10 protein-coding genes are annotated in these 12,162 nt (G+C 74.6%); 2 read left to right on the top strand and 8 right to left on the bottom strand.

Features of this window, described 5'->3' with window-relative positions; all coding sequences use genetic code 11:
* Window positions 1-53 precede the first annotated feature (53 nt).
* Window positions 54-1,046 carry an NAD-dependent epimerase/dehydratase family protein gene (locus tag GKC29_RS25775; RefSeq protein ID WP_155333278.1) on the top strand — a complete coding sequence of 331 codons (993 nt, stop codon included), beginning with the start codon at window positions 54-56 and terminating at the stop codon, window positions 1,044-1,046.
* A gap of 78 nt (window positions 1,047-1,124) precedes the next feature.
* Here the strand turns inward: GKC29_RS25775 and GKC29_RS25770 are convergent, their stop codons facing one another.
* Window positions 1,125-2,099 (bottom strand): nitroreductase, encoded by a 975-nt coding sequence (locus GKC29_RS25770; protein ID WP_155333277.1) that lies wholly within the window; start codon window positions 2,097-2,099, stop codon window positions 1,125-1,127.
* A gap of 218 nt (window positions 2,100-2,317) precedes the next feature.
* Between GKC29_RS25770 and GKC29_RS25765 the strand changes: the two genes are divergently transcribed.
* Complete coding sequence (locus GKC29_RS25765) at window positions 2,318-2,956, top strand: response regulator transcription factor (RefSeq protein WP_155333276.1); 639 nt, start codon at window positions 2,318-2,320, stop codon at window positions 2,954-2,956.
* Window positions 2,957-2,987: 31 nt separating this feature from the next.
* Here GKC29_RS25765 and GKC29_RS25760 read toward each other — a convergent pair whose 3' ends face one another.
* The 7 genes from GKC29_RS25760 to GKC29_RS25730 form a co-directional block, all read right to left on the bottom strand.
* Window positions 2,988-4,661: a GAF domain-containing protein gene (locus tag GKC29_RS25760; protein ID WP_155334343.1), complete on the bottom strand. Its 1,674-nt coding sequence runs from the start codon at window positions 4,659-4,661 to the stop codon at window positions 2,988-2,990.
* A 95-nt stretch (window positions 4,662-4,756) separates the two neighbouring features.
* Complete coding sequence (locus tag GKC29_RS25755; RefSeq protein WP_196255734.1) at window positions 4,757-5,830, bottom strand: nitroreductase; 1,074 nt, start codon at window positions 5,828-5,830, stop codon at window positions 4,757-4,759.
* A 124-nt stretch (window positions 5,831-5,954) separates the two neighbouring features.
* Window positions 5,955-6,815, bottom strand: a complete 861-nt coding sequence (locus tag GKC29_RS25750) for a universal stress protein (protein ID WP_155333275.1) — start codon at window positions 6,813-6,815, stop codon at window positions 5,955-5,957.
* A 52-nt stretch (window positions 6,816-6,867) separates the two neighbouring features.
* Window positions 6,868-9,270, bottom strand: coding sequence for a phosphoketolase (locus GKC29_RS25745; RefSeq protein WP_155333274.1), 2,403 nt, complete (start codon window positions 9,268-9,270; stop codon window positions 6,868-6,870).
* 86 nt (window positions 9,271-9,356) lie between these two features.
* Complete coding sequence (locus GKC29_RS25740; RefSeq protein WP_155333273.1) at window positions 9,357-10,202, bottom strand: universal stress protein; 846 nt, start codon at window positions 10,200-10,202, stop codon at window positions 9,357-9,359.
* 163 nt (window positions 10,203-10,365) lie between these two features.
* Window positions 10,366-11,190 carry an oxidoreductase gene (locus GKC29_RS25735; protein WP_155333272.1) on the bottom strand — a complete coding sequence of 275 codons (825 nt, stop codon included), beginning with the start codon at window positions 11,188-11,190 and terminating at the stop codon, window positions 10,366-10,368.
* Window positions 11,187-11,750, bottom strand: a complete 564-nt coding sequence (locus GKC29_RS25730; RefSeq protein WP_155333271.1) for a TetR/AcrR family transcriptional regulator — start codon at window positions 11,748-11,750, stop codon at window positions 11,187-11,189. Before GKC29_RS25730 ends, GKC29_RS25735 begins: the two co-directional genes overlap by 4 nt.
* Between the last annotated feature and the right edge of the window lie 412 nt (window positions 11,751-12,162).

Here is a 12,162-nt window from a genome sequence, read left to right as displayed (position 1 = left end):
CTGACGGTGAACGCGGTGCCGGACCGGGCCCGCCGGCCGGCAGAGTGGAACGCATGAGACTGCTGGTGCTGGGTGGTACGGGATTCGTGGGCGGAGCGACGGTCACCGAGGCGGTACGCGGTGGCTGGTCGGTGACGGTGTTCAACCGCGGCCGGCACGGGACCGTTCCGTCCGGCGTGGAACGGTTGACCGGCGACCGGACCGCGCCCGGCGGCCTGGCCGCCCTCGCCGCCGGCGAGTGGGACGTGGCGGTCGACACCTGGGACGGGGCGCCACGGGCCGCCGGGGCGTCGGCGCGCGCCCTGGCCGGGCGCGTCGGGCGCTACGTCTACGTCTCCAGCGGCTCCGTCTACGCCGAGCCGGTGGCGCCCGGATCGGCCGAGGACGCCCCCGTCGTGGACGCCGCGCCGGACGCGGACGACGCCGACTACCCGTCCAACAAGGCCGGTGCGGAACGTGCCGTGCGGGCGGTGTACGGGCAGAGCGCGCTGATCGCCCGTGCCGGCCTGATCCTCGGCCCCGGCGAGGACATCGGGCGGCTGCCGTGGTGGCTCGATCGCGTCGCCCGGGGCGGGGACGTGCTGGCGCCCGGCCCGGCCGACCTGCCCCTGCAGTACGTCGACGCCCGCGACCTCGCCGCCTTCCTGCTCGACCCGGTCGTGCCCGGCGGGACGTACAACGTGATCAGCCGCACCGGGCACGCCACGATGGGTGCCCTGCTGGACGCCGCCGTCGCGGTGACCGGGGCCGGTGCGCGGCTGCGCTGGACCGATCCGGAGGCGATCCTGGCCGCCGGCGTGGAACCGTGGAACGACCTGCCGATCTGGATCCCGCCGGGGCACCCGTACCGCTGGTTGCAGGAGCGTGACGTCAGCCGCGCGTACGCGGCCGGGCTGACCTGCCGCCCGATCGCCGAGACCGTCGCCGACACGTGGGCCTGGCTGCGGTCGGTCGGCACCGTGCCGCCCCGGGCCGGCCGCCCGCAGCGCGCCCCGGTCGGCCTCGACCCGGCCCGGGAGGAGGCCGTCCTCGCCGCCGCACACTGACCGGGCCGCGGCGCTCCGCCCGGGCGGCCGGGTGCTGCGCGGCCTCGGCTGGATCCGGTAGCGCGCCCCGGTGGTGGATCAGGCCCGCGGCACCGGCAGGTCGAGCACCTCGTCGACCGGCCGGCGGGAAGTCGGCCAGCCGGGCTGGCCGTAGCCGATGCGCAGCACCATCTGCGGGGTGCCGAACCGCCCCAGCGACAGCCGCAGCTGCTCGCGGGCGGTCGGCACCTCGATCGGCTGGGACAGCAGCGACGCCGCCAGCCCCGCGTCGGTGGCGGTGAGCAGCACCCGCTGCAACGCCTGCCCGGCCACCACCTGGTCGACGGCGGTGTTGCCGGTCGAGCCGAGCACCGCGACGAGGGGCTCCGGCTCGAAGTCGCGCCCGGGGGCGCGGTTCCGGCCGCCGAAGCCGCGCGACGGCAGCAGGTCCTGCGGCTCGGCCTGCGGGCCGCCGGCCGACCTCGGCACGCCGTCGGGGGCGGGCTCGGCACGGACCCACTCCGCCCGCTCGGCCCGGTAGGCCGGATCCCGCTCCAGCACCCGGTGCGCGCCGCGGGCGATCTCGGCGAACGCGTTCACCGCGCTCACCCCGACCAGCAGCTCCAGCCAGCACCCTTCGGCCCGGGCCGCCTCGGTGAGGCGCCACCGCGCGTCCGCCGGGACCGGGTCGGGCCAGAACGGGGCGCGGTTGCTGAACCGGCGGGGGAGGGCCGCGTACAGCGCCTGCTCGGCGGGGGTGGGGCGGCGCGGCACGTCCGGCACCAGCCGGGCGACCACGTCGGGCTCGGCCGGGTACGGGCGCAGCCGCACCGTCGCCGGCGTACCGGCCACCGTCAGGGCGAGCCGCAGGTTGAACAGCGCCGCCCCGCAGGCGACGCGGACACCCCACCCGCTCGGGTCGGTGGCCGGCAGGCGCCGGGACGGGTCGACCAGGATCTCGATCCCGCCGTCGCGCAGGCGGAACCGCCACGGCTGGGTGTTGTGCAGGGAGGGCGCCCGCACGGCGTCGGTCGCGGCGGCGCGTAGCTGCTCGACGGTGTAGCCGGCGTCCATGGTGTCGCTCCTTCCGTGACGGCTGGTGCCGCCCTCGGTGGGTTCCTCCCCACGGTGCGTCACGCCGGGGCCGCCCGAGCAGGGCCGGACGTCCCGTCCCGCCAGGACCCACCGCCCCGCCGCACCGCAGGCCACGCCCCGGAGCGTGCCGTTCGGGCCGGTCACGGTCGGGACCTTCGGCCCGTGCGGGTGACGGCTGCGGCGGGTAGAAACGAGAGATGATCCGCGTGTTCCTGCTCGACGACCACGAGGTCGTCCGTCGTGGCCTGGCCGACCTGCTCACCAGCAGTGGTGACATCGAGGTGGTCGGCGAGTCCGGCCTGGCCCAGGAGGCGGCGCGACGGATTCCGGCGCTGCGCCCCGACGTGGCGATCCTCGACGCACGGCTCCCGGACGGCAGCGGCATCGACGTGTGCCGTGACATCCGGGCCGTGGACTCGTCGATCAAGGGCCTGATCCTCACCTCGTACGAGGACGACGAGGCCTTGTTCGCGGCGATCATGGCCGGCGCCGCCGGGTACGTGCTCAAGCAGATCCGCGGCACCGACCTGGTCGACGCGGTCCGGCGGGTGGCGGCGGGGCAGTCGCTGCTCGACCCGGCGATCACCACCCGCGTGCTGGAGCGTATCCGCAGCGGCGTCGAGCAGCCCCGCGAGCTGAAGTCGCTGACCGAGCAGGAGCGGCGGATCCTGGAGTACGTGGCCGAGGGCCTCACCAACCGGGAGATCGCCGGCAAGATGTTCCTCGCCGAGAAGACGGTGAAGAACTACGTCTCCAGCGTGCTGGCCAAGCTGGGCCTGGAGCGGCGGACCCAGGCCGCCGTGCTGGCCACCCGCCTCCTCGGCAAGACCCCCTGACCACCCGGCGGCACCGCTGACCGGCGGGGCGTCAGCCGTGCAACGGCACGCACCAGTGCAGGCGGGTGCCGTGCGGGGCGACCGGTTGCACCTCGAAGGTGCCGCCGTGCCGCTCGGCGCGTTCACGCAGGTTGACGAGGCCGCTCCGCGCGGCGGCCGGGTCGCAGCCGACCCCGTCGTCGGTGACGGTCACCGTGACCTGGCCGGCGTCCACGCGGACGGCGACGGTGACGTGGTTGGCCTGCGCGTGGCGTACCGCGTTGGACAACGCCTCCCGCAGCACGGCCGTGAGGTCGGGGCGGACGTCGTCGGGGACGGCGCTGTCGATCGGGCCGGCCAGGTCCAGGGCAGGCCGGAAGCCGAGCGACTCCGCCGCCACGTCGACCGCCTCCCGGATCTCGGTGCGCAGCGCCGCGCTCATCGGCGTACGCAGCTCGAAGATGGTGCGGCGGATGTCCTTGATGGTGGCGTCCAGGTCGTCGACCGCCGCGTTGATCCGCTTGGCGACCTCCGGGCGTGCGCTCATCGGTACCGCGCTCTGCAACTGGAGGCCGGTCGCGAACAACCGCTGGATCACCACGTCGTGCAGGTCGCGGGCGATGCGCTCGCGGTCCTCCAGGACGACCAGCAGCTCGCGCTCCTCCTGCCCCCGCGCCCGTTCCATGGCCAGCGCCGCCTGCCCGGCGAAGCTGCCGAGCAGGGCCAGGTCGTCGTCGCTGGTGCCGCCGTGATCCGGGTGGTGCGCCACCACCAGTACGCCGTGCAGGGTGTCGGCGGTGGCCAGCGGGGACACCACGGCCGGCCCGGTGTGCAGCAGCGCCGGCCACGGCGCTGCGTGCGCCAGGTCGCCCACCTGGTCGTGCCGGCCCTCGGCGACGGCGGCGGCGAAGCTGGTCTCGGCGGCGGGCACGACCGTGCCGACCAGCGCGCCGGCCTGCTCGCCGGCACCGTCGACCACCTCGACGGTGAACCGGTCGGCGTCGGGGTCGTACAGCAGCACCAGCGCCAGCTCCGCCTCGGCGACCTCCCGGGCGCGCCGCGCCACCAGGCTCAGCGCGTCGGTGCGGCGGACCTCGCCGAGCAGCAGCGAGGTGATCTCGGCGGTGGCCGCGAGCCAGCGCTCCCGCCGGTGGGCCAGCGCGTACAGGCGGGCGTTCTCGATCGCGACGCCGGCCGCGGCGGCCAACGCCACCACGATCTCCTCGTCGTCCTCGGTGAACTCGGCGGCACCCTGCTTCTCGGCCAGGTAGAGGTTGCCGAAGACGTGGTCGCGGATGCGCACCGGCACGCCGAGGAAGCTGTGCATCGGCGGGTGGTTCGGCGGGAAGCCGTACGACTTCGGGTGCCGGGTGATGTCGGGCATCCGGACCGGACGCGGGTCGTCGATGAGCAGGCCGAGCACCCCCCGGCCGTGCGGCAGATCCCCGATCTTCGCGTGCAGCTCGGCGTCGATGCCGTGGGTGATGAAGTCGTGCAGCATCCGGTCGCGGCCGACGATGCCGAGCGCGCCGTAACGGGCGCCGGCCAGCCCGCAGGCCGACTCCACGATGCGCTGGAGGGTGCTGCGCAGGTCGAGGTCGGTGCCGATGCCGACCACCGCGTCGAGCAGCGCGCGCAGCCGCTCCCGGCTGGTGACCACCTCGCCGACCCGGTCCAGCATCTCCTGGAGCAGCTCGTCGAGGCGTACCCGCGACAGCGGGGTCAGCCCGAGCGAGGGGGTCGCGGGGGGTTCGCTCCGGGGCGTCGGTGCGCTGGCCACCGCCCGATGCTATCGCCGGCCGGTCGTGCCGGGATACCCCGTCAGGCGCTCCGGACGGCGGAGGTGTCGACCACCTGCTCGACGGCGAGCCGCGGGGTGTGCGGCGGGCCGGCGTGCGCCGGGTCCGCGATCCCCAGGCGCAGCACCAGGTACGGGTGACCCATACCGGCCAGCAGTCCGCGCAGCGTCTGACGGGTGCCGGGCACCTCCACCACACCGCTCAGCGGCACGACCGAGACACCGAGCCGGGTCGCGGTCAGCCAACCGGCCGAGAGCGCCTCGCCGGCGCGCAGCCAGTCGATCGGCTCGTCCTCGTCGCCGTAGAGCAGCCCGTACCCGGCCGCGCGGTCGTGGCCGGGGCCGACCGGCAGGGTGCCGGGGCGGCCGAAGTCGCGGGCCGGCACCGTCGTCTCCGGGGCCGCCTCCGGCAGCACCTCGGGCGGCAGGCCGGCGCCGCCGGCGCGGCTCGTCCAGTACGCGAGCTCCTCGTGCAGCTGCGGGTCCTCCGCCTCGACGGTGGCGGCGTGCGAGGCCGCGGCCGCCAGTTCCAGGACCTGGTCGCGGTCGAGCAGGTGGAGCTGGACGCCCTCGGCCACGACGGCCTTGGTGATGTCGCCGACCGCGGCGCTCGGCACGGGCTCCTCGCTGACCGGCCGCCGGTCGGTGTGGCGGACCTGCATGCACTGCACGAGGCGCATCGCTTCCGGGTCGGCCCCGACCCGGGTCAGCCCGGTCAGGCGGGCCAGCAGGTCCGGTTCGGCGGGGTCGGGCATCCGCTCCACGGCGGCCCGCCAGCCCTCGGCGGTCAGCGCGACCCGCGCGTGGTGCAGCGCCGCGCCGCAGCTCAGCGTCGACAGCCGGCCCTCCGGGTCGGTGGCCGCGAGCTGGCGGTCCCGGACGGTGTGCAGCTCCAGCGCGTCCGGCAGCACCCGCCAACGCCACGGCTGCGTGTTGTGCACCGAGGGGGCGTGACCGGCGGTCGCGGCGGCCTCCGCGAGCGCGGTGGTCAGCGGGCCGTCCGTCGCCGGCGTGTCCTGGCTCATCCTCACGACCTTTCCGTCTCGAGCACATCGTCCCCCACCCCGACGGCGTCCCGGGCGGGGTTGCGGCTCCATCCTGCGACACCCCGCGGACCGGCGCAGGGTGCGCAGGTCCCCACCGGCCGGGCCCTTCGGCCCGCCCCATCGCCGTCGGCCGCGGGCCGGACGGGCACCGACCGGCCGTCGGCCGGTCGGGTGGTCAGCGTTCCCGGACGACCGCGACCGGGCAGTGCGCGTGGTGCAGGAGCTGCTGGCTGACCGAGCCGAGGAGCATCCCCGCCAGACCACCCCGGCCCCGGGTGCCGACCACGACGAGCTGCGCGTCCCGGCTCGCCGCCACCAGCAGGGCGGCGGCGCTGCCCTCCGCCATGCGCACCGTCACGTCGACGTCCGGGAACGCCCGCTCGCAGCGGCCCAGCGGCTCGTCCAGCTCGGCGCGGTCGGCCCGGACCGCCGCCTGGTTCTCCGGATCCGACGGCGGGCGCTGACCCGGTGGCACGTGCCAGGCGCGGAGCACGCGCAGCGCCACGTTCCGGGCGGCGGCCTGCTCGAACGCGAAGCCCAACGCCAGCAGCGAGTGCTCCGACCCGTCCACGCCGACGGTGACGTGCCGGGTGCGCCCGCCGGTGTTGCCGCGCACCACGACGACCGGGCAGTGCGCGTGCGCGGTGACCGACACCGCCGTGGAGCCGGCGAGAAGACCGCCGAACCCGCCGTGCCCCCGGGTGCCGAGCACCAGCAGACCGGCCCGCGCCGACCGCTCCTGGAGCACCAGGGCGGGCGGGCCGTCGTACACCTCGCCGGTGACCGTGAGCCCCGGGCGGGCGGTGTCGGCCGCAGCCCGCTGGACCAACTCCTCCACCTGCCGCCGGGCCGCCTCGTCGGGCCAGACGCCCGGTGCCACGCCGGGGCCGATCCACCCGGCGACGGTGAGCCATTCGAAGACGTACGCGAGCCGCACCGGCCGCCCGCTCCGTCCGGCCTCGTCCAGGGCCCACTCCAGGGCCAGCGCGGCGTCCGGCGAGCCGTCGTAGCCGACCAGGATCTCGTCGCCGCTCACCGCGCCAACCTTTCGTTCGCGACTGCGGGGCTCGCCGGCGCACTCCTCGCGCTCACTGGTCACCCCTGACCTTGGGGTCGCTCTCCCGGATCCACCGCCACTCGGACACCCGCGGGTCGTCCTCGCCGTGCCGGCGGGTGTAGTCGCGGCACGACTGGCGGGCGTCGACCATCTCCTGCCGCAGGTGGGCCGCCCGGGCGGCCAGCCCGGGCACCCGGTCGATCACGTCGATGACCAGGTGGAAGCGGTCCAGGTCGTTGAGCATCACCATGTCGAACGGCGTGGTGGTGGTGCCCTCCTCCTTGTAGCCGCGTACGTGCAGGTTCTCGTGGTTGGTCCGACGGTACGTCAGCCGGTGGATCAGCCACGGGTAGCCGTGGTACGCGAAGATGACCGGCTTGTCCGCCGTGAAGATCGTGTCGAACTCCTTGTCCGACAGCCCGTGCGGGTGTTCCGTGGGCGGCTGGAGGCGCATCAGGTCGACCACGTTGACCACCCGCACCTTCAGGTCGGGCAGGTGCCGGCGCAGCAGGTCGGCCGCGGCGAGGGTCTCCAGGGTCGGCACGTCGCCGGCGCAGGCGAGCACCACGTCCGGCTCCTCACCGCCGTCGCTGCTGGCCCAGTCCCAGATGCCGAGGCCACGGCGGCAGTGCATGATCGCGTCGTCCATCGACAGCCAGTTCGGCGCCGGCTGCTTCCCGGCGACCACCACGTTGATGTAGTGCCGGCTGCGCAGGCAGTGGTCCATGGTGGAGAGCAGGGTGTTGGCGTCCGGCGGCAGGTAGACCCGGACCACCTCCGCCTTCTTGTTCATGACGTGGTCGATGAAGCCCGGGTCCTGGTGCGAGAAGCCGTTGTGGTCCTGCCGCCACACGTGACTGGAGAGCAGGTAGTTCAGCGAGGCCAGCGGCTGCCGCCAGGGGATGGCCCGGGTCACCTTCAGCCACTTTGCGTGCTGGTTGACCATCGAGTCGACGATGTGGATGAACGCCTCGTAGCTGGTGAAGATCCCGTGCCGGCCGGTCAGCAGGTACCCCTCCAGCCAGCCCTGACACAGGGTCTCCGACAGCACCTCCATGACCCGGCCGTCGGGGGACAGGTGGTCGTCGTCGGGCACCGTCGCCGCCACCCAGGCCCGGCCGGTGACCTCGAGCGCGGCACCGAGCCGGTTGGACTCGACCTCGTCCGGGCCGAACAGCCGGAACGTCTGCGGATTCGCCGCGATCACGTCCCGGACCCACGGCCCCAACGCCCCGGTGGCACCGCCGATCGTCGCGCCGGGACTCGCCACCTCCACCGCGTAGTCGCGGAAGTCCGGCAGGTTCAGGTCCCGCAACACCAGCCCGCCGTTCGTGACCGGGTTGGCGCTCATCCGGCGGTCCCCCCGCGGGGGCAGCGCCGCCAGGTCGGCCACCGGGGCGCCGGTCGCGTCGAACAGCTCCTCCGGCCGGTAGCTGCGCAGCCACCGCTCCAGCTCGGCCAGGTGCGCCGGGTTGGTGCGCACCTCCGACAGCGGCACCTGGTGCGACCGGTACGTGCCCTCCACGTGCTTGCCGTCGACGTCGCGGGGGCCGGTCCAGCCCTTCGGCGTCCGGAGGATGACCATCGGCCAGCGCGGACGCTCGACCGCGCCACCCGACCGGGCCTTCCGCTGGATCGCGGCGATCTCGTCCAGCGCCCGGTCCAGGGCCGCGGCGAGCGCCTGGTGCACGGTCGCCGGGTCGTCGCCGGCGACCACGTACGGCTGGTAGCCGTTCCCGCGCATCAGGTCCAGCAGGTCGGACTCGGGGATGCGGTCGAGCACCGTCGGGCTGGCGATCTTGTACCCGTTGAGGTGCAGGATGGGCAGCACCGCGCCGTCCCGGGCCGGGTTGAGGAACACGTTCGACAGCCAACTGCCGGCGAGCGGCCCGGTCTCCGCCTCGCCGTCACCGATGACGCAGGCGACCAGCAGGTCCGGGTTGTCGAACGCCGCGCCGTAGGCGTGGCTGAGCGCGTACCCCAGCTCGCCGCCCTCGTGGATCGAACCCGGCACCTCGGACGCGACGTGACTCGGGACGCCGCCCGGGAAGGAGAACTGGCGGAACAGCCGGGCCATGCCGGCCTCGTCGCGGCCGGTGCCGTGGTAGCGCTCGCTCCACGTGCCCTCCAGCCAGGTGTTCGCGACCAGGGCCGGGCCGCCGTGGCCCGGGCCGGTGATGAAGATGGCGGAGAGGTCACGGGCGACGACGACGCGGTTGAGGTGGGCGTAGATCAGGTTCAGGCCGGGGCTCGTGCCCCAGTGACCGAGCAGCCGCGGCTTCACGTGCTCGGCTGTGAGCGGTTCCCGGAGCAGCGGATTGTCGAGCAGGTAGATCTGCCCGACGGTGAGGTAGTTCGCCGCCCGCCAGTACGCGTCCAGCCGGCGCAGCTCGTCTTCGGTCAGGGGGCCGTGCAGGTCGGTTGCGGTGTCCATACTGCCTGAGCCTCTCGCGGGTCGGGGAGTGGCGCATCCGGAAGGAAGGGTTCCGTCATCAGCCTCGCCGGATCGGCTGCGGTGGATCAGGGTCGTTGGTCCTGTGCGTCCGGGCCGTCCGTCGCGGCGAATCCGCGTACCACGATCACCGGCGCCGGGGAGTGGTAGAGCAGCGTCTGGCTCACGGACCCGAGCATGCCCCGGCCGGGCTGGTCCGCCCGCGCAGCCACCACCGCGAGCTGGGCCGACCGCGTCTGCTCGACGAGGACGGAACGCGGGTCGCCGCGGATGGTGTGACACTCGACGGATACGGCGGGCCACCGTTCGCCGACCCGGGCGACGGTGCCGGTGAGCACCTCCGGGTCGTCGTCGGCGCACCCCGGCTCCGCCACCCGGACGGCCACCAGCCGGGCCTCGCGACGCGCGGCGCAGTCGAACGCCCACGCCAGCGCCTTCCGGGAGTCGGGTGAGCCGTCCACGCCGACCAGCACCGGGCCCTCCGGCGGAGGATCCCGGCGTCCGACCAGCACCGGACACCCGGCCCGGGCGGCGACCTGTACGGCGGGCGCCTCGGCGGGCACGCAGCAGCCGGGGTGTGCGCTCATGCCACTGTCGCCGACCGCGACCAGGAACGCCGTCTCCGACCGGCGGACCAGCGTGTCCACCGCTGGTTCCTCGGAGATCTCGCCGCTGACCGGCAGGTCCTCGTCGACCTCCTTGGCGACCTCGGTGGCGCGGGCGAGAAGTTCCTCCGCCGCGTCGTGCGGCCCCGCGATCGACGGTGCCGCCAGCGCCGCTCCCCAGTCGAACGCGTGTACCAGGTGCAGCGGCCGCCCGTGCCCGACGGCCTCGCGCGCGGCCAGCCGGACCAGCGGCAGGTTCCGCTCCGAGCCGACACCGGCCAGCACCGGCGCCTCGGTGACTGCGGTCATCCGGCATCACCTCCGCAGGCGTCGCACCCGGCCCCCGTCCCGAGGCTAGTCCGGGTGGTACGGCGGCGGGGCGGGATCGGCGTACCGCCGTGCTGTCCGCCGCACCCCCGGCGGCCTTCGCGCCTGGGGCCCGGCGGCGGACGCCGTCACCGGGTGGCGCGGCTCAGCGGAACTGGAGGCGGTTGATCGCGTCGAAGACGCGGGCGCCGAAGAGCCGCCGCGTGTGCACCATCGCCCACGCCGCCGCCGTGACCAGGTAGCGGGTGCGCGGGCGACGGGCGGTCACCGCCCGTTCGATCACCCGGGCGACCGCGTCGGGCGCGGCCGCGAGCAGGCGATTCTCGTACGACCGCGCCATCGTCTCGTCCACCGCCGCCACCATCCTCCGGTACGGCCCGGCCGGGTCCGCCCCCGCGCCGAGCGACCCGGCCGCGACGGCGCCGAAGCCGGTACGGATCAGGCCCGGCTCGACGATCGCCACGTCGACGCCGAACGGCCGCACCTCCTGGCGCAGCGCGTCGGAGATGGCCTCCACCGCGTACTTGCTCGCGTGGTAGTAGCCCCCACCGGGGAACACGATCCGGCCGCCCATCGAGCTGACGTTGACGATCCGGCCCCGGCCGGCCCGACGCATGCCGGGCAGCACCAGCTGGGTGAGCCGGCTCAGCCCGAACACGTTCGTCTCGAACTGCGCCCGCACCCGATCCATCGGGGTCTCCTCGATCGGGCCGTACTCTCCGTAGCCGGCGTTGTTCACCAGGACGTCGACCTGGCCGTGCTCGGCCTCGATCGCGGCGACGGCGGCGGTCATCGACGCCTCGTCGGTGACGTCGAGGGGAAGCAGCCGGGCGCCGGCCTCCGCCAGGTCGGCGATCGCCTCGACCTTGCGGGCGGTGGCGTAGACGGTCAACCCGGGGTGCCGGGCCAGCCGCGCGACGGTGGCCCGGCCGATGCCGGACGAGGTGCCGGTGACGAGGACGGTGGTCATGCGAGGTCTCCAGGGGTGTCCAGGCCGGCGACGATCAACGCGACCCCGTCGCGCAGCCGCCGCCGGGGCAGGTCGGGGTCGGTGAGGTCGGCCTCCAGGCCGCGGGTGAGCGCGACCAGCACGTCGGCCACCGCGCGGGCGCGGGGCCCGGCACGGTCGGCGAGCGCGGCGGCCACCAGATCGGTCAGCTCCCGGGTGTACGCCTCGACGAGGTCCCCGGTCAGCTTGGTGCTCTCGTCGAGCAACTCGGCGGCGTGCCGGCTCTCCCGGTGCAGGGTCAGGGTGAGGTCCAGCTTCGCCCCGAGCACGGTGAGCAACCGCTCGGCCGTGGACGCCGCGGGGTCGGCGGCCGCCCGGCGCGCCTCGGCGAGCGAGTCGGCGAACAGCCGCTCGGCAAGCCGTCGGTACGCGTCGTCCTTGTTGCGGACGTACTGGTAGACGGCCGGACGCGACATCCCGGCGGCGGCCGCGATGTCGTCCATCGTCGTCCGACGCACCCCGTGTCGGGTGAAGCACTCGTACGCCGCCGCGAGGATCGTCTCCAGCCGGTCGCTCGACATGCTGACAATCCTTGCACATTTTGTCAGCACGTCAAGGGCGGACTGGTGGCGATGGCGCCTCCCTGGGCTGAATGTCGGGTTTCGGGGGTGTGATGGGCGGCATCGTGGGGGTGGAATGGTGGCGGGGGCGGGGTCGTTACATCACCTGGACGATCGAGTAGGGCCGCCCACCCGAGCGGGTGGGGCATGGTCCTCGGGCCCGGCCGGAATGATGGCGGGCCGGTGGTCGTTACATCTGGATCCGGCACCACGAGGGCCGCCGGCCCCGGTTCGCCGGTCTTTCGGTCACCATCTGCCCGCCCCCTTGGGCCTGGTGGTCATCCCTCGAATGTCTGTGAGCGCCGGACGGTGCTTGCGTCACCACACCCCTTGTCCCCCCTTTGCGGGTGGGTGGCGTCTTCCCCCGAATGGA

The sequence above is a fragment of the Micromonospora sp. WMMC415 genome (assembly GCF_009707425.1).
Taxonomy (GTDB): Bacteria; Actinomycetota; Actinomycetes; order Mycobacteriales; family Micromonosporaceae; genus Micromonospora.
Note: the sequence above shows the minus strand (reverse complement) of the source record. Positions and strands in the feature narration are given on the sequence as shown.

Excerpts from the sequence above, each read along its gene's own strand:
- GKC29_RS25745 (WP_155333274.1), bottom strand. The coding sequence starts at position 9,270 with ATGGACACCGCAACCGACCTGCACGGCCCCCTGACCGAAGACGAGCTG.
- GKC29_RS25775 (WP_155333278.1), top strand. The coding sequence starts at position 54 with ATGAGACTGCTGGTGCTGGGTGGTACGGGATTCGTGGGCGGAGCGACG.
- GKC29_RS25770 (WP_155333277.1), bottom strand. The coding sequence starts at position 2,099 with ATGGACGCCGGCTACACCGTCGAGCAGCTACGCGCCGCCGCGACCGAC.
- GKC29_RS25755 (WP_196255734.1), bottom strand. The coding sequence starts at position 5,830 with ATGGAGCCGCAACCCCGCCCGGGACGCCGTCGGGGTGGGGGACGATGT.
- GKC29_RS25730 (WP_155333271.1), bottom strand. The coding sequence starts at position 11,750 with ATGTCGAGCGACCGGCTGGAGACGATCCTCGCGGCGGCGTACGAGTGC.
- GKC29_RS25740 (WP_155333273.1), bottom strand. The coding sequence starts at position 10,202 with ATGACCGCAGTCACCGAGGCGCCGGTGCTGGCCGGTGTCGGCTCGGAG.
- GKC29_RS25765 (WP_155333276.1), top strand. The coding sequence starts at position 2,318 with ATGATCCGCGTGTTCCTGCTCGACGACCACGAGGTCGTCCGTCGTGGC.
- GKC29_RS25735 (WP_155333272.1), bottom strand. The coding sequence starts at position 11,190 with ATGACCACCGTCCTCGTCACCGGCACCTCGTCCGGCATCGGCCGGGCC.